Source organism: Dinghuibacter sp. (genome assembly GCF_035492835.1).
Classification (GTDB): Bacteria; Bacteroidota; Bacteroidia; order Chitinophagales; family Chitinophagaceae; genus Dinghuibacter.
Map to the genome: position 1 here is coordinate 1 of NZ_DATJIY010000105.1, position 24,678 is coordinate 24,678.

The following is a 24,678-nucleotide window of genomic DNA, read 5'->3' on the forward strand; positions in this document are numbered from 1 at the left end:
ACCTCAACCCCGGCGGCTCCTTCACGCTGACGAGCGGTATCGCCGCAGAGCACCCGGCGCGCAACGGCACGTGCGTCGCCATGATCAATGGCGCGGTCAACAGCTTTGTGCTGGGCGCGGCGCAGGAGATGACCCGCGAAAGGCGGATCAACGCCGTGAGCCCGGGGTTGGTGGAGGACAGCAAGGAGCGGTACGGTGCGTTTTTCCCGGGGTATAACCTGGCGCCGATGGAGAAAGTGGTGAATGCCTATATCCTGAGCACGGAGGGCGCCGTCAACGGGAAAATACTGAAGGTTTATTCCTAGTGGCTCATATCCATGTCCGGCATGAAAAAGTGACTGTACGCCTGCAACCGCTGGAGCAGGCCCTTGTTGTCGGCCAGGATCTTCGCCGTTAATCTCTCGTCCGCCGTCACGATGAAGTACCCTTGCGGCCCCTTCCGGTCGCCAAAGATCATGTTGTCCGGGTTGTTGAGGAAGGGCCCGGAATTATGGTTGGTACCCGCATCGGCGTCGGTGATGTACGGGGCATAAAACATATAATGAGGCATGCTCATGGTCTGCACGGTGGTATTGTCTGGGTTCCCGATGTAGACCCGCATGACGGGCGCCAGCATATAGGAGACGCCGGCGCGGGCGGGCGCGGTATAACGGCCGGAGCGGTACCGCGCGATCACCGTGTCCTTGACCTGCGCGGCCGTATACGTCCCGGTGGCGCGCATGGCTGCGACGTCCCTATAAACCTGGAAAGTGGTAGACGCCCCCGCGGGGTCGAAGGAGATCGGCGCAAAGACGTCGTTACGGAATTGCCCCCACTCCCAATCGGTCCGGTCGATAAAGCACACAAAACCATTGGTTCCCTGCCGGCCGACGTAGTATCCCTTGGCGGGGTCCAGGAGGTATACCGTGGCTCCCGCCTGGAGGTCCGCCGGCAGGGCGCTCAGAGCGAGCTGGGTTTCCAGGTCGGCGGGCATTTTATCAAGCTGCTGCGCAGCGGTCGTAACCGGAGCGGCCAGCAGGAATATCAATAAGCGCTTCATACCTCGTATTTTTTCTAAAAACAAGGTACACGGCGTTAATCACACCCCCGATGGGCAAAAGTGCCAAACATGGGGGGCGATCCGGCCTAATCGAACGTCCGGGTGAGCGGCAGGTTTTTGAATACGCCATTGCTGATCGTATCCTTCTCCGTGGCCCCGGTGAACACGTTTTCTCCTTCGATATACCCCGAAAAGGTCCCATCCCAGGAGGAGCCTCCGTTCCGCGTTATGGTCACATAAAACCGGTAGGCCTTCGTTGGGTAGATAAACTCGCCAAAGAACTTTACCGGCGGAACGCCCGCCAGGGAGGGGCTGGCGGGGTACGTCATCCCGATGTTCAGCGAGTCCGTAAACTCGCCGTCGGACGCCTGGAAACCGGCGCCGCCGGGGACGTAGATGCCGAAATAGTCGCCAAAGGCCCCCTGGAAATAGAAGTCATAGCTGAGTCTATAGCCGGATGAGTACCCCACGTGGGAGGTGTTGCCGGGTATGCCCGAATAACTGCAGGATTTTCCGTTGACCGCGAAGGTGACCACGGTGTCGTTGCCTTTTTTGCAGGCGCAAAAGGGTAGGAGGGTAAGGGTTAAGAGCGTCCATTTCATGGTCCGAAAATACGAAACGGACACGACTATTCAGTCCTCAGGGAACGAACCGGGTTCGCCACCGCCGCCTTCAACGACCGGTACCCCACCGACACCCACGCAACCCCCACGGAGATCGCCACCGCCTCGGCAAACAGCCAGGGACCGGGATGGAAGTGGAACGCGTATTGCTCCAGCCAGCGCTGCATGCCATACCCCGCGACGGGACCCGCGATCAAAAAGGACAACAGGACCAGGCCGGTGAATTCCCTGGAGAAAAGATAGACGATGTCCGCGACCGACGCCCCCAGCGTCTTGCGGATGCCCACCTCACGGGCGCGGGTAACCGCCATGAAAGAGACGAGGCTGTAGAGACCGAGACAGGAAATAAACACCGCCAGCAGCGCGAATATCCTGTAAAGCGTGGCCAACTGGTTCTCCTGCTCGTAGTACCGCGCGATGCTTTCATCCAGGAAGCGGTATTCGTAGACGTCGTCGGGGTAGGTGGCCTTCCACAGCTTTTCGATGGCGGGCAGCGCCTGGCCGATCATCGACGGCGTAAGTTTGACATTGACGGTGTAATAATTCTGCTTCCAGTTCTCCATGACCACCGGGCGGATGGTGTCGTGGAGGGGCGCGATGTTGAAGTCCCTGACGACCCCGGAGATGATGCTGGTGTCGCCCACGCCCTTGATCACCACCTTCGCGCCGAGCGCTTCGGTTGGCCGCCGTATGCCCAGCTTGCGCAAAAACGATTCGTTGACGACCATCGTATAGGGTCCCGGTACAAGGTTGCCGGCGAGCAGCTGGAAGTGGTAGAGGCTGGGGTAGACCGAGTCGGCCCACTTGAGGTTGACGCCAAAGTCGTGCTGCTCCACGCCGTTGTATATGATGTCGCTGTTCCAGTCGGTGTTTACGTCCAGGGGACTGGCGTAGCTGAAGCTCACCTTTTCGACGCCCGGCGTCCCGATCAGCTGCTGCCTGAGGACGTCCATCTTCCGGTTGTCCGGCATATGCGTGATCAGGATCGCGTCCTTGTCAAATCCCAGCGGCGTCGTGCGGAAGAACGCGACCTGCCCCGCGACGATCAACACACAGATGATCAACGCCTGGGCGATGCTGAATTGAAGTACCACCAGCACCCGGCGCAGGAGGGAAGAGGCGGGCGCCGTTTTGCTTTTGAACGCCGCGATCGGATTGAAGCCGGATAGCACCAGCGACGGATAAAACCCGGCCAGGAAGGTCGTCCCCACGACCACCGCGATGATCAGCCCGGCCGCCTGACGGTCCCATACAAACGAAATATCGAGCAGCCGTTCCACGAACGGCAGCGACAGGTCGCACAGGCCGACCGCCGCGATGGCGGCCGTAACGACCAGCAGACACGTTTCCCCCATGAACTGCCACAACAATTGCGGCCGTGTGCCGCCCAGCACCTTCCGCATACCCACTTCCCGCGCGCGGTTGACCGCCTGGGCCGTGGACAGGTTGACGAAGTTCACGCAGGCGATGATCAGCACGAACAAGCCGATCAGGCTGAGCGTCCGGAGCAGGCCCCGGCTAAAGGGGTGGTTATTGAAGGCATTAAAACGGGTGTCGTAGTGCATGTCCTTCAACGGCAGCAGCATCATGCCTTCGTTGCGGTTTTCCGCGGGCTTGTACCGGTTGACCACGTCCGTGAGGTCCTTGTCGAAGGCCGCCGGCGGCAGGTTGTCCGGGAGCGTTACAAAACAGTAGTGTTGTGCGAATATGCTCACCCAGTTGTCGAGCGCGCCGCCGACCCCCGTTTTGCGGAGCGTAGCATACGAGATGACGACCTTCAGGGGGAAATCGGTATTGGCCGGCGCGTCCTCCAGCACGCCCGTCACCTGTAGCAACAACCGGTTGTCCAGGTTCAGCGTCTTTCCCACCGCCGTGCGCCAGTCGCCAAAGTATTTGGCTGCCATCGTCCGCGTCAGGATCACGGTATTGGGTTCGTTCAGCGCGGTTTTTTTGTCGCCGGCGAGCCATGGGAAAGCAAACATGTCAAAGAACTGCGGCTCCGCGTACAGGATACCGCTCGTTTCCCGGAACTTGTCACCGGACGCCAGCTTGATCAGCCCGTCGCCGCCGAGGCTCAGTATGCACGCAACGCTTTTGAGCTGCGGATAATCGCGCCGGAGCGCGCCCGCCGTTGGAAAAGGCACCCCCGACTCATACCCGATGCCCTCGGGCGTATGGAAAACCGACACCACCCGGTATATATGTTCCCGCTGCGGGTGGAAGTCGTCAAAGCTCGTTTCGAACCGCACCACAAAAAAGATCAGCAGGCACACGGCAATGCCTACGGCCAGGCCGAGGATCTTGATAAGGGTTTGCTCTTTGTGGCGCGTAGCCTGCCTTGCGGCGCTTTTGAAGATGTTCATGCTGTTTACGTAGTAATTCGTGTAGGTTATCACAATTTGCTTTCTCCGGCCGTCAATTGTAGTAGCTTAGACACGGAAGTATAGCCATGACAAACATTATTCCGTCCGGAGGCTCTTGACCGGACTGGCCACCGCCGCCCGGACCGTCTTTTGCGCGATCGTCAGCGCGGCGATCAGGAAGGATACGCCGATGGCCACGGCAAACGTCACCCACCCGATGTCGATCCGGTACGCAAAGTTCATCAGCCACGAATGCATGGCCAGCCACGCGATCGGGGCGGAGATCACGAACGCGAGCGCGATCAGCCAGATGAATTCGCGGCTGAACAGCAACACGATACCCGGTACGGAGGCGCCCAGGACCTTGCGGATGCCGACTTCCCGGGTGCGTTGGAGCGTGGCGAAGGCGATCAGGCCGTATAATCCAAGGCAACCGATCCCGATGGCGATGAGCGAAAACATCCGGAACGCGGTATAGACCTGCTCCTCCTGCCGGTAAAACGTGGCGATGTGCTCGTCGAGGAACTCGTATTGGAAGAGTTCCTTTGGCCAGAGGGTCGACCACAATTTCCCGATCCGGTCGATAGTGCCGTGCATATCGTGCGGGTCCAGCCGTACGCAGGCGTTCCAGAAACGCCGGCTGTCGTAGTCGATGATACAGGCGCGGCGCTTTTTGTGTTTGCTTTCGCTTTGGAAGTCGTGGACCACGCCGATGATCCGGCCGGAAATCCCGTCGAACCGGATCATCTTGTCCAGCGCGGCGTGCGGGTCCTTGATGTTGAGGCTGTTCACCAGCGTTTCGTTTACGACAATGGGCAGAATGCTATCCTGCGCGCTTCTTTTCATGATGGTATCCCCCGCCAGCATGGTCAACCCGAACATCCGGATAAAGTGCTCGTCCACCGACTTGAATTCCGTGATGTTTTCCCCGGTCAGACCGTATTGCGGCGCGTCATACCCCGTGGCGCCGGTCAGGTTGGCCGGCGACCCCGAATTGAAGCTGATGGCGGACACGCCCGTGAGCGACGACAACTGCTGCCAGAGCAGCTGCCGGTGCGCGGTATCCGGTATATCGAAGGAGATGACGAAGTCCTTGTTAAAACCGAGGTCGCGGTTCTGGAAATAATCCATTTGCCGCGCCACCACGATGGTGCCGATGATCATCAGCTGCGAGATCCCGAATTGCAGGATGACCAGCCCCCGGCGCAGCGCCAGCCCGCCGCGGGAGTTCGGGGCCGATCCCTTCAGGGTGAGGATGGGCCGGAAGGCGGATTGTACAAAGGCCGGGTACAGACCGGCCAGCGGTATGATGAGCAGCGTGAGTCCCACCAGGACGGCCAACACGACGGGTTCCGTCAACTCCCCGGCGCTGATACCGATGCCCAGCCACGCGGCTAGACGCGGCGTTAGCAGCGCCGCGGCCAGAAGACCCAGGAGCGAGGCCAACACGACCTGCAACCCCGCTTCCCCTAGGAACTGCCCGATCAGCTGTGGCCGGCGGGCGCCGAGGACCTTGCGGACGCCCACCTCCCGGGCGCGGGTCGCGGACTGTCCCGTAGCCAGGTTGATAAAGTTGATACACGCCGTGACGATGATAAAGAGCGCGATCCCCGCGAGTGCCCAGTAGGTCTGCCGGGACGTGGTCGGGCTCACGGTGATGTACAGGTATTGCTGGTCGAAGTGCACGTCCCGCAGCGGCTGCAGGATCAGCGTAGCGGTCTTGGACACGTCGCTGCCCCAGGTTTTATCCAGGAAATCGTGTATCCTCCCCCGTATGCTCGCGATGGAGACATTCTCCGGGAGCGCGAAATAGGTAAAGCTCCCGTCCGGTATGTTCCAGTATTCGTGCGAGCCGTGCAATTCCTTTTCGACCGTAAGCATCGACACCATGAAGGGGAAGGGTAGGGAGGTGTTCCCCGGCAGGTCCTTGATCACGCCGGTGACCTTGCAGTCCCACCGGTTGTCGATGGTGACGGTCTGGCCCATGGCGTCTTTGTTACCGAAGTATTTGCGGGCATACGACTCCGTGAGCACGATCGACCGCGGCGCCGACAGGGCCGTATTCGGGTCCCCGCTGATCCACCGGTAGTCGAATACCCGCGGAACCCATTCGTCCGCGAAGGGAAAGTTTTTCTCGTTGAACCGGTCGTTCCCCACCTTGACCTGGGCGTCGATATAAAAGAGCTGCGCCACCGTCAGCTCCGGGAAGTACGCCCGCATCGCCGGTCCCATCGCCGGGGTAACCCTCGGGTTGTAGTCGATGGAGTGGTGGTTCACCCGGTAGATCCGATCCGCCTTCTTATTAAAGGAATCGTAACCCAGTTCATACCGGACCACCAGGAAGATCAGCAAACAGGAGGCGATACCCATCGCCAGACCCAGGACGTTGATGATCGTAAAGCCGAGACGGCGGCGCATGTTTCGGAAAGCAGTGAGGAAGAGCATAGTGCCTATCATTGCCACAGAAAGGATGCCGGGCCGCAAGGCATTGAACATCATTGTCGTATGCGCAGTGGTATTGTATCAAAAACGAACATGGCGACCGGTCACGGCGCGCGCGGCCGGACCGTCGTGCAGATTAAGTTTCTATTAACTCACTTTCGAAAGGCTTTTCATCCTTTAAGTCGCTTTACTTTTATTAAAATTTACGCTTTCTTATCCTTTCGTAAACTTTAAAACACTCAACAACCAACTCCTACGCTATGCGGAAGAAGACTGTTTTTCAGCCTCTTGTGGGTTTACTATGCCTGCTTCTGATTTCATTTGCCGGTCGCGCCCAGACGCAAAAGGTCACCGGCCGGGTAACCGATGACAAGGACCAGCCGGTCGCCGGCGCGTCCGTCACGGTAAAGGGCGCTCCCGCTAAAGGCGTCACCACCAACGCAGAAGGTTTTTTCACCATCAACGCCGCCCCGGACGCGGTCCTCGTGGTCCACTCCCTGGGATACCAGGCGGAAGAATGGGCGGTACAGGCGGGGAAGATCCCTTCCATCAAGTTGCGGGCGATCGCCAAAGAGCTCAACGAGGTGACGGTCAGCTATGGTAAGCAAAAGCAACGCGAAGTGACCGGCTCGATCGCCACGGTGAGCGCCGAACCGCTCCAGGACCAGCCGGTGATGCAGTTTGCGCAGCAGCTGGAGGGTAAGGTAGCGGGCGTTTCGGTCATGGAAAGCAGCGGCCAGCCGGGCCGGGGCGTCGACTTCCGCATCCGCGGCGCGGCCTCCTTTTACCTGAGCAACCAGCCGTTGTTTGTCATCGACGGTCTGCCGATCACCGGTAGCATCAACAACATCAACCCCGACGAGATCGAAACCTATACCGTCCTCAAGGACGCTTCCGCCACCGCCCTCTACGGGTCGCGCGCGGCCAACGGCGTCATCCTGATCACCACCAAGCACGCCCGCGCGGGGGAAGCAAAGGTCGAGGTCAACGCCAGCTACGGCGTGCAAAGCATCCCCGGCAATAAAGTCCCCAAACCGATGGACGCCTTCCAGTTCGCGACCTTTATGAACGAGCGCTACCAGGACATGCAGACATATGAAGGCTATACCGGCGCCATCCCGACCGAATACCAGAACCCGTCGCAGTACGGCGCCGGCACCAACTGGTTCAAGCTCCTGACGCGCAGCGCGCCCATCCAGAACTACGACGTGACGATGCAGTCCGCGACCGAGCACTCGTCTTCGACCGCCATCTTTGGCTACCAGGAGCAGCAAGGCGTGTTGATCAACAATGGGACGAAACTGTTTTCCGGACGGATCAACAAGGACTTCACCACCGCCAACGGGAAAATAAAGATGGGCGTGAACATCGCCCCGAGCTACCGGCTCGACCACAACAACCGCCTGGCGACCGACGGCGTGAACGGCTACTTCGAGCGGTTTTTCGAAGCCAGCCCGCTGATCAGCCCGTACAACCCCGACGGCACCTACCAGCGCAACGTGTACTCCTCCGGGATGGTGGCGTATATCAACCCGCTGGCAACCTACAACCTGACCAACGACGACTATAAGACGACGCGCATCCTTGGCAACGTCTACCTGAACTACGAGTTCCTGCACGGCCTCCAGCTGAAGCTCAACGCGGGTATCGACAAGGGCGGCGAAACCCGGAACTATTACCAGTCGGGACAGGTGACCTCCACGGTGGGCAACCCCACGGGCACCAGCAGCTCCGTCGACAACGGCTCGTATACCGCGGAAGGCTATCTCGATTATAAAAAGACGTTTGGCGAGCACAGCCTCGAAGTGCTGGGCGGTTACTCGGCACAGAAGTTCAGCTCGACCAGCAACACGATCACCGGCCTGGGTTTCCCCAACGACGACATACCCTATCTGTCCGCCGCCACCAGCGTCACCGGCAGCAGCGGCTATTCGGCGTATTCGCTGGTCTCCGCGATCGCCCGCGTCAACTACAACTACAAGGGCCGGTACCTGCTGCAGGGCGCGATCCGGAACGACGGCTCCTCGCTTGTCGGGTCCGACGCGCGTTTTGGCACCTTCCCCTCCGTGTCGGGGGGCTGGATCGTCAGCGACGAGGCCTTTATGCGCCGCCTCAAGCCCATCGGTTTCCTGAAGCTCCGCGGCAGCTACGGCGTGACCGGTAACAATACGTTCTCCGGTTACTATTCCGCGCAGTCCACGACCTCCAACTACTATTACAACTTCAACAACACCATCACACAGGGTACGACCATCGGCAACCTGGGGAACGCGGACCTGCAATGGGAGCGCAACCTGCAGCTCGACCTCGGTTTTGACCTGAGCATCCTGAAGGACCGCATCCTGTTTACCTACGACTACTACCACAAGAACACTGACCACCTGATCCAGACGCGTCCGCTGCCGACCGCGTCGGGCTATTCGTCCATCCTGGACAACGTGGGCGCCATCAGCCTGTGGGGTCACGAGTTTACGATCAACACCGCCAACCTGGTCGGCAAGCTGAGGTGGAACACCAGCCTGAACATCTCCGTCGACCGGAACAGGATCACCGCGCTCGTCGCGCCGGGTTACCTCCGTCGTAACAATACCGTTACCTCCGACTATTACCGCCAGCAGGTGGGCCACCCGCTCGGCGCCTTCTATGGCTTTGTTTTCGAGGGCCTCTATAAGGACGCCACGGACCTGGCGAACTCCGCCAAATACCAGGCGACGGCCACCAACCCCAACGGCGTTTCGAACATCGGTACCATCAAGGTCAAGGACATCAATGGCGACGGCGTGATCGACGACGTGAACGACCGCACCTTTATCGGCGACCCCACGCCCAAGTTCACCGGCGGTCTTACCAATGCCCTTAGCTACAAACACTTCGACCTCACGATCAGCACCGCCTTCGACGTCGGCGGCCAGATCCTGAACGCCGCCAAGTGGGCCTACCAGACCAATATGGACGGCTCGCGCGTACCCCTGGCCGCCGCGCTGGACCACTGGCGTTCCCTGACCAATCCCGGTTCGGGCGTTTATCCCCGCACCCTGACGGGCACCACCGCCATCGGCCGCGAGGTCAACAGCCAGTGGCTGGAAAGCGCCAGCTACCTGGCGATCAAGAATGTGACGCTGGGTTACACCCTGTCGCTGAAGGCCAATTCGATGTTCAACAGCCTGCGCGCGTATGCTTCGATACAGGAGCTCGCCGTGCTGACGAAGTACAGCGGTATGAACCCCGAGATCAACCTGAGCGGGCAGGACCCGACGTCCGGGATCAAGGTCGATGAGGAAGGGTATCCCATCCCTCGCACTATTTCTTTTGGATTGTCCGCCACCTTTAAATAAATCCCGACAATGAAAAAACTATATATTTTGGCGCTCGCCGTTTTGGCGTCGTCCTGCTCGAAGAGCTTTATCGACCTCTCGCCGAAGTCGTCCTATTCCGACGCCAACTACTACCAGACCACGCAACAGTTCAGCGCCGCGGTGACCGCCGCCTACGCGCCCCTGACCAGCGTCGTGACGAACGACTACCTGATGAGCGAAATGCGCTCCGACAATACCATCTACCAGAGCCTGCTGAGCAACCGGGGTACCGCCTACACCGACCGCGAGGCCCTCTGTGAATTCATGGACGCCTCCACCGATTCGTACAACGCCACGGAATGGCAGTACTGCTACCAGGTCATCTCCCGCGCCAACATCGTGATCGACCGCCTCCCGGGCGCCGGCGCGGTGCCCGCCGACTCCGCCACCCACTTCGACGGCCAGTGCAAGTTCCTGCGCGCGCTGATGTATTTCAAGCTCGTCCGTCTCTATGGCGCCGTCCCCCTGTACGTACACGAGGTCATGACGCCGGACGCCGCCTTCCTGCCCCGTTCGTCGGTAGACTCGGTATACGCCCAGATCACCTCGGACGCCAACGACGCCATCAACGAGCTGTCCGCGCCGGTTTCATTCCCACAGACCGGCCAGGCGACCAAGGGCTCCGCGACCGTGCTGCTGGCTGACGTGGACGTATACCTGAAGAAATACACCGACGCCGTCACCCTGCTCAACACCCTCCCCGGGATGGGCTACGCGCTAAACGCCAATTACGGCGACGCCTTCACGCCGGCTAACAAGAACGGCAAGGAGTCGTTGTTCGAGGTCCAGTTCCTCGGCGGCACCGCCACCGGCGCCACCCCGAACCCGTTGTTGTTCCACTTCCTGCCCCGCAGCACCAGCACCGCGCTGGTCACCGGCACCGCAATCAACAACACCAGCACCGGCGGCTGGAACACGCCCACCCCCGACCTGATCGCCGACTATGAATCCGGCGACACCCGCCTCGACGCCTCCATCGGCATCGCCGAGGGTACCTACAACGCAAGTTACTATTTCACCTATTCCGCTCTGAAAAGCGTCGTCAGCTACCCCGGCCCGCCCGCCGGAAAGGTAGCCGTACCCTACATCAAGAAGTACGAGCACGGCGCCGTCGCCGTCACCGGTTCCTCCGACGACTTCCCCGTCTATCGTTATTCCGAAGCGCTGTTGTTGCTGGCCGAGGCTTTGAATGAACAGGGCCAGTCCCCCCTGACCCCGCTCAACGCCGTCCGCACCCGCGCCGGCCTCCAGCCCCTCACCGAAACCGACCAAACCGCCCTCCGCGCCGACATCCTCCACGAGCGCCGCATCGAGCTCGCCTTCGAAAACAAGCGCTGGCACGACCTCGTCCGCTCCGGCACCGCCATCACCGTGATGAACGCCTTCGGCGTGACGATCCAGCAGGAATTCACCTATTTCCCGGTCGGTTCCTACGTAGTGACCCCCGATAAATTGTTATACCCGCTGCCCCAGGCCGAAGTCGGGCTCAACACCAAGCTGACGCAGAACCCCGGCTACTAGCCGGTTGCCGGCGGGCTTGCCTCGGTCTGCACGACTTGGACCGCTCACGTCGGGCCCACATGCCTCGAGGCACCGAGGCGGGGCGTCCTGCCCCTTTTTCCCTCGCTTTGCTGTGGCACAGCAAAACGAGGGAAAAAGGGGCAGGACGCCCCGCCTCTGGCTTTACGGCGTGCTGGCTCGAACGCGAACGGCCGCGCGGGGTGTGGCCCGAATGGAAATTTTATACGACGATAACCTTGATGTCGCGCTCCTCGAGCGCCTTGACCGTGGAGGCGGAGACGTTGCGGTCGGTGATGATGTAGTGGACGGCTTCGAAGCTGCAGATGCGCCCGAGGCCGCGGCGGTCGAACTTGGTGCTGTCGGCGAGGACGGCGACGGTTTGGGCGGACTCGATCATTTTCTGGTTGAGCGCCGCTTCGGAGATGTTGGAGATGGAGATGCCGAAGTTGAGGTCGATGCCGTCGACGCCGCAGAAGTAGATGCCGCAGGAGATGTCGGAAAGCATTTGCATCGCGCTGGCGCCCATGACGGAGGAGGAGTTGGGGCGGATGAGGCCGCCGAGCTGCAGGACCTCCACGTTGGGGCGGTGGCTGAGCTCGAGGCCGACGCGGAGAGCGGGGGTGATGACGGTCAGGTGTTTGGCGGGGAACAACGCGCGGGCTACTTCAAACACGGTGGTGCCGGAACCGATCATGATCGAATCGGTGTCGCCGATGAGGTCGATGGCCGCTTTTGCAATTCTTTTCTTTTCTTCGGCATTGATAAGCTCTTTTTCATAGATGGGTTTGTCCCCGGCATAGGGGTTGTTGAGCGACCCGCCACCCCTGATCTTGAACATCAATTTCTTGTCCTCCAACAGTTTGAGGTCTTTCCGGATGGTGACCCCGGAGACGCCCATTTCCTCGGTAAGCTCGAATATATTGACCTTGCCATCCTTTTTCAGCTTCTCGAGGATGTATTGATGCCTGTCGGTGATGTTCATCATGGAATGAAAATAATAGAAAAAAAGTTAACTATAAAGGATATTCAGGTTTCGTTTTCTTTATTTTGCTTATGAACCATTCCGGAAATACCTTCTATGGTCTTCCCAAACGGCTTGCCTGGGGGTACCTGGGCATCCTGATCTTTATGATGGGGGACGGGGTGGAGCAGGGCTGGCTAAGCCCGTACCTGGTCGGCCGCGGCCTGTCGATCCAGGCTTCGGCGGCGTTGTTTACCGTATACGGCGTGACCATCGCCATTGCCTCCTGGTTTTCGGGGGTGCTGACCGACAGCTATGGGCCCAGAAAAACGATGCTGGCCGGTATCCTGTTATACATCGCGGGCACGGCCGGTTTCGTGGGGCCGGGGCTCGGATCGCTCAACTTCCCGGTGATGCTGGCGACGTACGCCCTCCGCGGGTTCGGTTACCCGTTGTTCGCGTATTCGTTCCTGGTATGGATCATCTACCGGAGCCCGGGGCGCGGGCAAAGCGCGGCGGTGGGCTGGTTCTGGTTCGTATTCACCGGGGGGCTGAACGTATTCGGCGCTTACTATTCGACCTGGGCGATCCGGCGCTTCGGTTATACGGGGACGTTATGGACGTCGATCTTCTGGGTGGCGCTTGGGGCGTTTTGCGCCCTGGCGCTGAACCGAGACAAGCTGGACGGGAGGGCGCACGCCCTGGATGGGAGGAAGCAGGTCGCCAAAGGCCTGACGGTGATCCGCCGGCATCCAAAGATCCTCCTTTGCGGCGTCATCCGCGTGATCAACACCACGTCACAGTTCGCCTTCCTGGTTTTCATGCCCGTATATATGGCTTCCCACGGCATCGGCACCCGGCAGTGGCTATACATGTGGGGGACGATCTTTACCTCGAACATCGCCTTCAACCTCCTGTTTGGTTTTGTCGGCGACCGCTTTGGGCTAAAACGCACCGTGCTGTGGTTTGGCTGCGTGGGCTGCGCGGTCAGCACGCTGCTGTTCTATTATGCGCCGGTATGGTTCGGCGGCGACTTCTGGGCGGTCATGCTCACGGGTTGCCTCTGGGGCGCTCTCCTGGCGGGTTTCGTGCCCCTTTCCGCGCTGACGCCCTCCCTGGTCGAATCGGACAAGGGCGCGGCCATGGCGGTGCTGAACCTCGGCGCCGGGCTGGCGGTGTTTGCCGGGCCCGCCATCGTCGGGCTTTTTATCGGACCCCTGGGCAGCGAGGGCGTCATCTGGATATTATCGGGTTTATATATCGTCGCGGCCGTGCTGACGGCGTTGCTGCCCACCGGGGCCGCCGACCGTACCGCTGCCCTCAGAAACAAAAGATTTGATGTCAAAACCAGTACTACATGACCATTTTGATAACCGCGCCCTACAGTGAGGAAGGAAGACAAATGCTCTCCCAGGTGGGCGACGTGGTGTACCGGGAATGGAAACAACACGGCCGGGCGTACGACGCAGAGGAGTTGAACGACCTCCTCGACCGTTCCGGAGCGGACGCGCTGATCACCGAACACGACCAGGTGACCGCAGCCGTTATCCACGCCCACCCGCGCCTCAGCTTTATCGGCGTTTGCCGCGGGACACCCTCCAATGTGGACCTGGACGCGGCCCGCGAGCACGGTATCCCGGTGTTCCACACCCCCGCCCGGAACGCCCAGGCGGTCGCGGAGATGTTCCTGGCCAACGTCATCAGCCTGATGCGCAAAACCATCCCCAGCCGCGAATGGCTCACCCACCGGCACTGGAACGATGGCGCGCATACGTCATACCTCGAGTTCAAGGGCGCCGAGCTCGCCGGCAAAACCATCGGCATGGTCGGTTTTGGCGCGGTGGCGCAGCGCATTGCCGGGATGGTGAAGGGGTTCCCGTGTACGATCCAGTACTACGACCCCTACGTCGCCCCGCCGGACGCCGGGTACCGGAGAACCACGCTCGAAGCCGTTTTTGCGACCAGCGACGTCGTATCGATCCACCTCCCGGTCACCCCCGAAACCATGGGCATGATCGATAAGCGCCTCATCGGCAGGATGCAGCCGCACGCCATCTTTGTCAATACCGCGCGGGCCAGCGTCGTCAACCGCGACGACCTCATCGACGCCATCGAAAACCACAGGATAGGCGGCGCCGTGCTGGACGTATTCAACGCCGAGCCCCCCGACGAAAAAGACTACAGGCTCATCGACCACCCGCTGGTGCTGGCCACGCCGCACACCGCGGGCGCGACCTACGAAGTCGAAGACCACCATGTCGACATCCTCAACAAAAAGATACTGGACTGGGCCCATGGAAGCGTATCTCATCATTGACATCGGAACCGGTAACGCGCGAGCCGCGGTGGTGTCGCCGGAGGGAACGTTACTAGGCGTGGCGCGCGAGGACATCGTCTATCACCAGGACCCGCTCTACCCGGAGGCGTTGTATTTCGATCCCGCGATGCTGTGGGAGCAGATAGAGAGGATTGCCGCCGCCGCGCTGTCACAGGCCGGCCCGGCAACGATCCTCGCGGTGACATCCACCAGCCAGCGCGAGGGCATCGTCCTGCTCGACGGTCTTGGCAATTCCCTGATCGGCCTCCCCAACATCGACCACCGCGGACGCCAATGGGAACACCTGCTCACCGACAAGTCGCGGGTATATGCGCTGACCGGTCGCTACCCCACCTCCCTTTTTTCCGCGTTCAAGCTCCACGGCGTCCGCGAACGCCGGGACGACCTCTGGCGGCGGCTGCACACAGTTACGAGCATCAGCGACTGGATAGGGTATAAGCTGAGCGGCGTCGTCCGGTACGAGCATTCCCAGGCGTCGGAGACGTTGTTGTACAATGTCGCGCGCAAGGATTGGAGCGACGAGCTCTGTAGCGCGTTCGACATTTCGGCCGAGCTGCTGCCGCCGCTGGCCGACGCCGGCACGGTACTCGGTCCCGTGAGCGCCGGCGCCCTCGGTCTGTCACCGCAAACCAGCGTCGTCGTTGGCGGCGGCGACACCCAGCTGGCCATCATGAGCACCCACCCGGAAACCGGCGACGTGGTCATCGTCTCGGGCACCACCACCCCGGTGAACAAGATAGCGGGCGACTATATAACGGACCGCGGGCAACGCACCTGGACGGGCCGGCATACGGACAAGGAGACCTTTATGCTCGAGGCGAACGCCGGCGTCACCGGTCTGAACTATCAAAGGCTCAAGGAAATATTTTATCCCAACGAAACCTACGCCGTCATCGAGCGGGAGCTCGGGCAGATCACGCGCTTCCCCTGCGTCGCTTCGCTGGGCTCCGTCCTGGCGGACGAAAAGACGCCGCTGACAAAAGGCGGCTTTATCTTCGACACCCCCGTCTCCCACCAGCTGACCCGCGCCGCTTTTGTATGGGCCACGCTGTGGGACATCGCGTGTAGCGTCTATGAGAACTACAAGACCCTCGACTGTGTGAGCCCGCACAACAAGCCATACGTGTGGGCCTGCGGCGGCGGTATGGAAAGCCCTACGCTCCGTCGCTTTCTGGCCGGTCTCACCGGCAAACAGATACGGATGCGCCTCAACTACCGCCAGGCTTCCGCCGCGGGCGGGGCCTTGCTGTGCAACAGCGCCCTGGGTCGCCCGGTCGCCGCCGCCGGAGACGCGGGGGTGGTAACGGCGGTGCCGGATGACGACTACGGCGCGTGGTATGATGAATGGAAAAAGACCCGCCAGCTGTTTACCGCATGACACCCTGTTTTATCGGCATCGATATCGGTACCCAGGGCGCCCGGGTGGTCCTCGTGAATGACGCGGGCGAGCTGTTGGCGTCCGCCTCCGAAGCCTTTCCGCTGACCGTGCGCTCGCGCGAAGAGCAATCGCCCTACCACTGGTGGGAGGCCACCCTGCGCGCCCTCCGCAGCGTCCACCGCCCGGATGTATCTCCTTTTGTAAAGGCCATCTCGGTGTCGTCCACGTCCGGGACGGTGATCCCCGTCGACGCGATGCACCGCCCGTTACACCACGCGCTGATGTACAGCGACAGGCGCGCCGCGGCGCACCCGCTCTTCCACACCTTTGGCGGTCTTGCCCGGATGACATGGTGGGTCGACCGGTATCCGGACAAAGCCATCCATGTACACCGCTGGTTGCACGCCGCCGACTACATCACCGGCGAGCTCAGCGATACCTGGGGCGTCACCGACTATACGAATGCATACAAGTCGGGGTATGATTTGAATGACCTCCGCTGGCGGGAGCCGCTACCCGGTCTCCCGGCGGTGCTCCCCACCGGTTCGGTGATCGGGACCCTCCGGCCCGAGCTGGCCGCCGGTCTGGGTCTGCCGGACGGTGTAGCCATCACCAATGGCATCACCGACGGGTGCGCCTCCCAGATCGCCTCCGGCGCCATCCGCCCCGGTCAGTGGAATACGACGATCGGGACCACGATGGTCATCAAGGGCGTCACGACCAAGGAAATATCCAATGGCGTGCTCTACAGCCACCGTCACCCCGACGGCTACTGGATGCCTGGCGGCGCCAGCAACACCGGCGCCGATTGGGTAACCGGGGAGTTCGGTTATGCGTTGGACGCGTTCAACCAGTCCGCGATGGAATTGATGCCCACCGGTCTGGCCGCCTGGCCGCTCCGTGTCGAAGGCGAACGGTTCCCGTTCCTGGCGCCCGAGGCGCGGGGTTTCGAGGCGCCGACCGACGACCGCGCGGTCCGCTACACCGCCAATATGGAAGGCGTCGCCTACCTGGAACGGTACGCCTATGAGATGATCGGGCGCCTCTGCGGCGAGCCCGTAAAGGCCGTCTTCACCGCCGGCGGCGCCAGCAACAGCGAAGCCTGGCTCACCATCCGGTGCAACGTCCTGAACAAACCCATCCACAAGACAAAGGAAGCCTCCGCCGCCATGGGCGCTGCCATACTCGCAGCGACGCCCCACCATGGCTCGCTGACCGAAGCCGTCACCCGTATGGTTACGGTAGACAAGACTTTAATGCCCCGCCGGCACCTGGTGGCTGCGTACGAGCATGGGTACTGGGAATTTATCCATATCCTCCGCCACAAAGGCTATATCAAGGATGTCTGACCAATGCCTCCGGCTCGCGTTCGTCTATTGAAAAGGTCGTTCGTCCGCGGGGCGCGTAAGCGGGGATTTATCGGTAGATTTACACCCATGAAAAACATGACTATCGCGATCCTCGGCATCGGCGGCGTCGGTGGCTATATCGGCGGGAAGCTGGCGGGAGCGCGCCAGCCGGGTGTGCGGACCGTTTTTATCGCGCGCGGCCAGACGCTCGACGTCATCCGGCAAAATGGCCTGAAGCTGATCACCGAAGACGAAGGCCCGGCCATCGTTCACCCCGACCTCGTTAGCAACGACCCTGCCGCTATCGGGGCCATCGACCTGTTGATCTGTTCGGTCAAGGGGTACGACCTCGAGGAAAGCCTGAAGCCTTATGCGCCCTGTATTACGCCACAGACCGTCGTGTTGCCCTTTCTCAACGGCATCGGTATCGCGGACAAGGTCCGCGCGGTCTTCCCGGCGGTCGACGTATGGGAAGGCGTGATCTATATCGCCGCGCGCCAGCTCGAAAAGGGCGTGGTTCAGCAGACGGGCGCGCCAAAGGAAATCCTGTTCGGCGGCCAGGGCGGCGATCCGAGGGCGGCGCTCGACGTCTTTACCCGCGCCGGGCTGGACGCCAGGATACCCGCCGACATCGACCTCGAGGTCTGGCGGAAATTCCTGTTCATATCGGTGATGGCTACCGCCACCTCTTTCTACAACAGCGCGATCGGCGTCATCCGGGATGACGCGGCGAAATACGCCCATGTAAAGGCGCTCCTGGACGAATGCTACGCCGTCGCCCTGGCCAACGGGATACGCGTGACCGAAGACGTCAAGGCCTCCGTCGCCCAGCGCATCGACAAGACCGCGCCCGCCGCCACGACGTCGATGTACGCCGACTTCCAGAAGGGCGGCCACACCGAGGTCGAGGCCCTCACCGGCGACGTGGTCCGGCTGGGGCAGCAGCTCGGCGTGCCCACGCCGGTGTATGCGGACATGTACCGGGCATTGTCGGCGCGATGAAACAAACGCATTCCATAGAGGACTTCTACCGGGACCGCTTCGACGCCGCGCCGGAGCGGCTGCGGCGGGAGATAGGCCACTGTAACGTCTTTACCATCGAGGACTACGTCGGCCGCAACTCGGAGTCGATCCCGTTCATCCGACGGGACTATTACAAGATCAGCCTGCTCGACGGCCCGACCCGCGTGGGGTACGCGGACCGTACGCTGGAGATCGGCACGCGCGGGCTGCTGTTTTCCAACCCCCATGTGCCGTATATCGTCGAACGCATGGACGGCGGTCGCGGCGGCTATGTATGCGTGTTTACGGCGGCCTTTTTCCACCACTTCGGCTCGCTGACGCAATACCCCCTTTTTCAACCCGGCGGGACGCCGGTGTTCGAGCTGACGGAGCCGCAATACGCCGAAGCCGAAACGCTGTTCCGCCGCATGCTGGCGGAGCTCGGGGCCGGACACGCCCACCGGGACGACGCATTGCGCGTCTGTATCTTCGAGATCGCGCACTACGCGCTACGGTTGCGCCCCGCCGGGGACTCAACGCAGGCCCCTTCTAACCGCGTCGCCGACCTTTTCCTCGAGCTCCTGGAGCGCCAGTTCCCCATCGGCGACACCCGTGAACGGCTCGCGCTCCGCACCCCCGCGGACTTCGCCGCCCAATTGTCCATCCACGTCAACTACCTCAACAAGTCGCTCAAGGAAGCCACGGGCAAAACCACCACCGACCTGCTGGGCGAGCGCATCCTCCAGGAAGCCAAGGTCCTGCTCAGGGGTACGCGCTGGAACGTCTCGGAGATCGCGTACGCGCTGGGGTTCCCGGAGGCTCCGAATTTCAATACCTTCTTCAGGCAGAAGACGCAGCTGAGCCCGACGCAGTTCCGTAACGGCGCCTGACGACGGCGGGCAGCGTATACCCCAGGTGGCCAGCGTCGCCTCCGCGGCCCGATCGTTGAATTCCATAAGGATTGGTTTGAATCCGCTAAGGGCGGGCGTGGCAAAGCGCGCTAGTTTTGCGTAGCAAATTCAAACCACTATGGCAAAGATAGCACTGGTCACCGGCGGGAGCCGGGGCCTCGGAAAAGACATGGCCCTCTCGCTGGCGGCCAAAGGCATTGACGTGATCGTCACGTACCACAGCCGGAAGGACGACGCGGACGCGGTCGTGGCGGCCATCCGCGGCGTTGGGCGAAAAGCGGAAGCGATGCAGCTCGACGTGGCCGACATCGCCGGCCTGGACGGGTTCATGCAACGGCTGAAAGCGGTTCTAAAAAATACCTGGAACACCGGCCGCCTCGACTTCCTCATCAACAACGCCGGCACCGGCGCCGCGATACCCATCGCGCAGCACACCGAAACGACCTTCGACGATTTTTTGAACGTCCACTTCAAGGGTGTTTTTTTCCTGACCCAAAAGACGCTCGAAATGATGAACGACCAGGGCGGTATCGTGTTCATCACCGCGGCGGGTTCGCGGTTCGTCGTGCCCAACTACTCGGTCTATGCGGCTTGTAAAGGCGCGGTGGAGGTTTTCTCCCGGTACGTGGCCTTTGAATACGGCAAACGGGGCATCCGCGCTAACGTCGTCGCCCCCGGCGGCATCGAGACCGACTTCAACGGTGGCGTCATCCGCAATACGCCGCAGCTGCAGCAGTTCCTGATCACCCAGACCGCGCTGGGCCGCGTGGGGCTCCCGGAGGACATCGGCGGGGTCGTCGCCTTCCTTTGCACCGACGATGCCCGGTGGGTCAACGGGCAGCGGATCGAGGTTACGGGGGGGATACACCTGTAACGCGCGTCTTTTCCGTATCTTGTGGCTATGGAAGCCGCCTATCCGAAGATGTACCTGTATCGCCGTCTCGTCCAGGCCAAGTTGTTCATCGACGCCCACTACGCCGAAGCGATAGACCTGGACCTGATCGCGGACGAGGCGGCGTTCTCCAAGTTCCATTTCCTCAAGCTGTTCAAGAGCGCCTACGGGCGCACACCCCACCAATACCTTATCCACGTCCGTTTGCAAAAGGCGCTCGAGCTGCTCGACGGCGACCTGGCGGTTTCGGAGGTATGCTATGCCGTGGGGTTCGAAAGCGTGGGGTCTTTTAGCCTGTTGTTCAAACGGGTGCATGGGTGTACGCCGACGGCCTGCCTGGCCGGCCGCCGGGCGTTCAGGACGGCGGCAACGACGGCGCCGCTCCAGTTCGTGCCGGCATGTTTTGCCACGCGTAACGGGTGGCTCGCGGAAAATATTTGACAACTTTCGATAAGCAATACTCCCGGGCGCGTCGTTACTTTGGAAAAAAAGGCAATGATCTCGCACCTGACGCACACCAGTATCATGGTCATCGACCTGGACAGGGCCCACGATTTTTATGTAAACAAGCTCGGCTTCAAACCGGTCCTGGACGTACCGATGCCCCAGGGCGGCCGCTGGGTGACGGTTTCGCCGCCCGGTCAACCCGGCCTGGAGATCGTCCTATCACCGGTCGACAACCGGTCGTACGGCCCGGAAAGGGTCACGCTCCTGACCGACATGATCCGGGAGGGCGCCTTTGGCATCGCCGTTTTTACCAGCGCCGATATCTACGCCACCTACGAAGAGCTGTCTGCCAAGGGGGTCGTCTTCAAGAAGCCGCCGACCAAGGAGTTTTATGGCCTGGAGGCCATTTTCCTGGACGACTCGGGGAATTGGTTTTCACTGGCACAAATCACACCATCGGTATGAAAAATATAGACGACCCCTTCGTTCGCGCCGCCATCATTAGCCGGATCGAATCCTTTACGCCGGACCGCCAGCCGCTATGGGGCAAAATGACCGCCCCGCAGATGCTCCGCCACTGCCGGCTTTGGGAAGAACTGGCCCTGGGCCGCACCGTCTATCCGCGCGCTTTTATCGGCCGGATCTTCGGCCGGATGGCAAAAGCCCGCTTTATATCCGACGACCGGCCGTTGCCGCGCAACTCGCCAACGCTTCCCGGGCTGATCGTTCGCTCGGATGTGGATGTCGTTGCGGAGAAGGCCGCCTGGATTACCATGCTGTGCGAACCGCATCCAGCGATCATCCACCCGTTCTTCGGGCCGCTGACGGCGGAGGAGGTGGCGGTGATGTCGTACAAGCACGCGGATCACCACCTGCGGCAGTTCGGGGCATAGTACGATTCTCTTGTATCGCGGCGCCTAATGGGGTATCGCGGCGTCCGCTTGTATCTTTTTCAATTGCTGCCAGACGGCGTTTGATTTTGGCTGGGGGGATACGATAAACAGGAGGTATACCTTCTGCCCGTCGGTCATCACTTTAGCCTCCATATTGAGCGTCACCGGAGCGCCATCGGCGAAGACGCCGAAGGCGCTTAACGTTATATCGTACAAGCCATCCCTTTTCCCTATGGTGGCTTTGATCGCGGAAGTGTCTACCGGCGGGAGCTTCCGGTCCGCGGCGGTTTTACTGCACAAACCCTTGAAGTACATCAACAGGTAATTCCTGATGTCCGCCTGCTGCACGCTTTTGGCGTTGTCCAGCCGCGCGACGAAGGCGTATGTAAAGTAGTCCGGCGCATCTTTTTTAAACATACCGGGCGCAAACCGCAACTCCTCGAGACCCTTGTAGGGTATCGCCGGCGCGAACCCGGGTGGGAGGGGAAACTGCTCGAGCTCCCAGTCGGCCGGCCCGGTGAGCATAAAGGGTTTTGCCTGTGCGTTCGCGCCCAGCGCGCCGATGATACAAAGGATCAGGAATGCGTGTTTCATGGCTCGTGTGTTTGGATACGCGAATATAATCCCGGAAAAACTGGTTTTTGTATCTTTCTGCCATGAGATTCCTTTTGCTGCTACCCTTGCTTTGGGGCGTCGCCGCCACCGCCCAGCGACTCAATACGGATGCCATCGATGCCTTTTGGCGCGTCGTCGACCGCCTCGAACGGGACAAACCGCTGACCGACTCCCTATGGAATGCTTACTACGACCTCCCCGGGAACAAAGTCTACATGCACGCCAACCGGCCGGCGGAGGAGGTGGCCGAACACCGGAGATACCTGGAATTCGTTTTCCGTCCGTCGATGCGCGACTCGCTCAAGACGCTGCCCGACCAGAACGATGACATCCTCGACAACCTGGTGTATATCCGCGATCATGAAGCCGCGCTACGCGCCTACACCGACACCGTCGTTTCACCGGCTTACCTTTCCGGATGCCGGGACCTCGCCCTGCAATACCTCCCGAAGGACAAACACCTCCCCATCCCTTCGGACCTGACCATCTATATCATGGCCATCGCCTTCGACGGCGCGGTCCAGGGCAGCCATATGTACTTCGGGCTCGCCCGCGTCTATGAGTACGACCGCTTCCGCAAGGGCGCGCTCGCCGGACATGAGCTCCACCACCAGATGCGCGTGGACGACAGCCTGCGGCGCCCCGTCACCGCGGACGACTCCGCCGCCTTTACCGCGGTCGACCTCGTCAACAACGAAGGCAGCGCCGACCTGATCGACAAGATGCTCGTGATCGACAACCCCGGTCAGGTCTTTCGCGCCGCCGGTAACCTCCACCGCCTTATGGACCGCGCCCCCGCCGCCATCCGCGCGCTCGATTCGTGCTTCCGCCGCGGATCGGGGAACTATGACGCGATCCTGAACTATTCCAGCGGCCACCTCCCCGGTATGTACATGGCCGACGTCATCCGCCGCGGCGGCCTCACCGCCGAGCTCGTCGCCCACAACGACAACCCCTTCCGGTTCTTTTATTACTACAATCAGGCCGCGGCCCTCGATCCGCGGAAACCGCCGGTGTTTAGCGCGGAGGCCATGGGGTATTTGATGGTGTTGGAGAGGCGGTGTATAGCCGTCGGGAATTATGACGGTAAGTAGCAGTAAATCCGTACCTTTTAGAGGCAAACCGTTTTCTGTGAAAACAGCTGCCCAACTGCTCGCCGCCTTTCTCATCACCATCCACGCCTATAGCCAGGAGCAGGCCCTGCATACCTTTAAACAAAGCCTCCCGCAGCTCACCGACAGCGCCCGGTACGTCGACGCGTTGAACGGGATCGCGATGTTGTCCTACGAGCAAAGCGCCGATACGACCCTTTGGTACGCGGACAGGGCGCGGGACATCGCGCGCCGGACCGACTACCGGCAGGGGATAGCCGACGCCACCAATAACCTGGGGGTGTACTTCGAGATCAACGGGAACTTCGAGCTGTCCTTGAAATATTACGGGGACGCCCACCAGCAATACGCGCGGCTCGGCGACTCCGCCAACATGGTCCAGACGTGGATGAATATGGCGGAGGTCTACAATTCCAAAAACGACAGCGCCAAATCCATAACGTTGTTCCGGGATGCGATGGCGATGGGCGCCCGACTGGCCAAGGACTCCATCATGAGCCTGGTCATCTATAACTATATCCAGGAATACCCCGCCCAGTTTGCGCCGGATTCGATCGACTGGTATATCGGCCGCTCGATCGCGATCGCCGAACGGTACAACGACGCCCGCGTCCTCCTGGCGGTGCGCCAGCTCCAGGCGGACCGGCTTATCCAAAGCGGGCGCCGGGACGAAGGCATCGCACTCCTGGAAAAGACGCTCGCCGGCGGTCTCGGGAAGAAGCTTTTCTTCATGTGCCTGGACGTCCTGGGCGAATTGGGGGATATTTACGCCACTACCGACTCCGCCAGGGCGGTGTCTTACTACCAGCAGGGTCTCGCCATCATGAACGAACGCGGCTACACCAGCAACGTCCTCGAGACCACCGACCGGTTATATCGCTTTTATCTCGCCCGCAAGGACACGCTGACCGCTTCCCGGTATGGCGCCACCCTGGTGCGGCTTTACGAAGACAAGCAAAAGGTCGACAACCAATCCGGTATCGACTACATCTCCTATGCCCTCAAGGACCAGCAGCTCGAAGCCGCCCGCCAGCGCGCGGTATACGACCGGCGCTTGTCCTGGCTCGAGGGCGTCGCCTGCTTCCTGATCGCCGTCATCTGCTTCGTCCTATGGCGGAGCAGCCGCCGCAGCCGGCGGCAATACCGCCAGCTGCACGTTACGACCGCCGCCCTGGAAACCAGCAACCAGAACTACGCCCGCCTGATCCGCATCATCGCCCACGACCTGCGCAACCCCATCGGCGCGGTCCATTCCATCAGCGAGTATATGGCGGAAGAAGACAGTGAACTTTCCAGGGAGGCCCTCCAATGGGTCCGCCTGATCGAAAAGGGGAGCAGCCGCTGTCTGCAATTGATCACCGAGCTGCTCCAGGCCGACTTCGAGATCACCGAGGCCACCCTCCACAAGGTACCTGTGGACGTGACCGAGCTGCTCC

Annotated in this window: 20 protein-coding genes and 1 pseudogene; 15 read left to right on the forward strand and 6 right to left on the reverse strand. The window is 61.0% G+C overall.

From position 1 onward, the window contains the following. Positions 1-305, forward strand: a pseudogene (locus VL547_RS10105) (short chain dehydrogenase); the annotation flags it as partial. Here the strand turns inward: VL547_RS10105 and VL547_RS10110 are convergent. The 4 genes from VL547_RS10110 to VL547_RS10125 all read right to left on the reverse strand — a co-directional run bounded on the left by VL547_RS10110 (position 302) and on the right by VL547_RS10125 (position 6,470). Beyond that, positions 302-1,039, reverse strand: a complete 738-nt coding sequence (locus VL547_RS10110; protein WP_325577540.1) for a hypothetical protein — start codon at positions 1,037-1,039, stop codon at positions 302-304. The pseudogene VL547_RS10105 and the gene VL547_RS10110 overlap by 4 nt on opposite strands. Before the next feature lie 86 nt (positions 1,040-1,125). After that, positions 1,126-1,641, reverse strand: a complete 516-nt coding sequence (locus tag VL547_RS10115) for a hypothetical protein (protein WP_325577541.1) — start codon at positions 1,639-1,641, stop codon at positions 1,126-1,128. Between the two features lie 26 nt (positions 1,642-1,667). Continuing rightward, a complete protein-coding gene (locus VL547_RS10120; RefSeq protein ID WP_325577542.1) occupies positions 1,668-4,025 on the reverse strand; it encodes an ABC transporter permease in 2,358 nt (785 codons plus the stop codon). A gap of 96 nt (positions 4,026-4,121) precedes the next feature. Further along, positions 4,122-6,470, reverse strand: coding sequence for an ABC transporter permease (locus tag VL547_RS10125; RefSeq protein ID WP_325577543.1), 2,349 nt, complete (start codon positions 6,468-6,470; stop codon positions 4,122-4,124). A 257-nt stretch (positions 6,471-6,727) separates the two neighbouring features. Here VL547_RS10125 and VL547_RS10130 point away from each other — a divergent pair, with 257 nt between their 5' ends. Continuing rightward, positions 6,728-9,802, forward strand: a complete 3,075-nt coding sequence (locus VL547_RS10130) for a TonB-dependent receptor (protein WP_325577544.1) — start codon at positions 6,728-6,730, stop codon at positions 9,800-9,802. 9 nt (positions 9,803-9,811) lie between these two features. Then, on the forward strand, positions 9,812-11,344 hold the full coding sequence (locus tag VL547_RS10135) for a RagB/SusD family nutrient uptake outer membrane protein (RefSeq protein ID WP_325577545.1): 1,533 nt from the start codon (positions 9,812-9,814) through the stop codon (positions 11,342-11,344). 220 nt (positions 11,345-11,564) lie between these two features. On the opposite strand, the gene VL547_RS10140 is transcribed toward VL547_RS10135, so the two are convergent. Then, positions 11,565-12,329, reverse strand: coding sequence for a DeoR/GlpR family DNA-binding transcription regulator (locus VL547_RS10140; protein WP_325577546.1), 765 nt, complete (start codon positions 12,327-12,329; stop codon positions 11,565-11,567). 68 nt (positions 12,330-12,397) lie between these two features. On the opposite strand from VL547_RS10140, the gene VL547_RS10145 reads away from it, so the two are divergent. The 10 genes from VL547_RS10145 (at position 12,398) to VL547_RS10190 (ending at position 21,515) form a co-directional block, all read left to right on the forward strand. Then, positions 12,398-13,666, forward strand: coding sequence for an MFS transporter (locus VL547_RS10145; protein WP_325577547.1), 1,269 nt, complete (start codon positions 12,398-12,400; stop codon positions 13,664-13,666). Continuing rightward, positions 13,663-14,622 (forward strand): NAD(P)-dependent oxidoreductase, encoded by a 960-nt coding sequence (locus tag VL547_RS10150; protein WP_325577548.1) that lies wholly within the window; start codon positions 13,663-13,665, stop codon positions 14,620-14,622. The genes VL547_RS10145 and VL547_RS10150 overlap by 4 nt, the downstream gene beginning before the upstream one ends. Then, complete coding sequence (locus tag VL547_RS10155; protein WP_325577549.1) at positions 14,600-16,021, forward strand: FGGY-family carbohydrate kinase; 1,422 nt, start codon at positions 14,600-14,602, stop codon at positions 16,019-16,021. The genes VL547_RS10150 and VL547_RS10155 overlap by 23 nt, the downstream gene beginning before the upstream one ends. After that, on the forward strand, positions 16,018-17,370 hold the full coding sequence (locus VL547_RS10160; protein WP_325577550.1) for an FGGY-family carbohydrate kinase: 1,353 nt from the start codon (positions 16,018-16,020) through the stop codon (positions 17,368-17,370). Before VL547_RS10155 ends, VL547_RS10160 begins: the two co-directional genes overlap by 4 nt. An 87-nt stretch (positions 17,371-17,457) precedes the next feature. Next, positions 17,458-18,372, forward strand: coding sequence for a 2-dehydropantoate 2-reductase (locus VL547_RS10165; RefSeq protein ID WP_325577551.1), 915 nt, complete (start codon positions 17,458-17,460; stop codon positions 18,370-18,372). Beyond that, positions 18,369-19,262 (forward strand): helix-turn-helix transcriptional regulator, encoded by an 894-nt coding sequence (locus VL547_RS10170; protein ID WP_325577552.1) that lies wholly within the window; start codon positions 18,369-18,371, stop codon positions 19,260-19,262. The genes VL547_RS10165 and VL547_RS10170 overlap by 4 nt, the downstream gene beginning before the upstream one ends. A gap of 139 nt (positions 19,263-19,401) precedes the next feature. Further along, a complete protein-coding gene (locus VL547_RS10175; RefSeq protein WP_325577553.1) occupies positions 19,402-20,157 on the forward strand; it encodes an SDR family NAD(P)-dependent oxidoreductase in 756 nt (251 codons plus the stop codon). A 27-nt stretch (positions 20,158-20,184) separates the two neighbouring features. After that, positions 20,185-20,616, forward strand: coding sequence for an AraC family transcriptional regulator (locus VL547_RS10180; RefSeq protein WP_325577554.1), 432 nt, complete (start codon positions 20,185-20,187; stop codon positions 20,614-20,616). A 54-nt stretch (positions 20,617-20,670) separates the two neighbouring features. Further along, positions 20,671-21,087 (forward strand): VOC family protein, encoded by a 417-nt coding sequence (locus tag VL547_RS10185; protein ID WP_325577555.1) that lies wholly within the window; start codon positions 20,671-20,673, stop codon positions 21,085-21,087. Continuing rightward, positions 21,084-21,515 carry a DinB family protein gene (locus tag VL547_RS10190; RefSeq protein WP_325577556.1) on the forward strand — a complete coding sequence of 144 codons (432 nt, stop codon included), beginning with the start codon at positions 21,084-21,086 and terminating at the stop codon, positions 21,513-21,515. Before VL547_RS10185 ends, VL547_RS10190 begins: the two co-directional genes overlap by 4 nt. 24 nt (positions 21,516-21,539) lie before the next feature. On the opposite strand, the gene VL547_RS10195 is transcribed toward VL547_RS10190, so the two are convergent. After that, on the reverse strand, positions 21,540-22,109 hold the full coding sequence (locus VL547_RS10195; RefSeq protein ID WP_325577557.1) for a hypothetical protein: 570 nt from the start codon (positions 22,107-22,109) through the stop codon (positions 21,540-21,542). A 62-nt stretch (positions 22,110-22,171) separates the two neighbouring features. Between VL547_RS10195 and VL547_RS10200 the strand changes: the two genes are divergently transcribed. Next, entirely contained in the window at positions 22,172-23,224 is a 1,053-nt protein-coding gene (locus VL547_RS10200; protein ID WP_325577558.1) for a DUF5700 domain-containing putative Zn-dependent protease, read from the forward strand. A 37-nt stretch (positions 23,225-23,261) separates the two neighbouring features. Further along, the coding region (locus tag VL547_RS10205) for a tetratricopeptide repeat protein (RefSeq protein ID WP_325577559.1) at positions 23,262-24,678 on the forward strand (1,417 nt) is incomplete at its 3' end.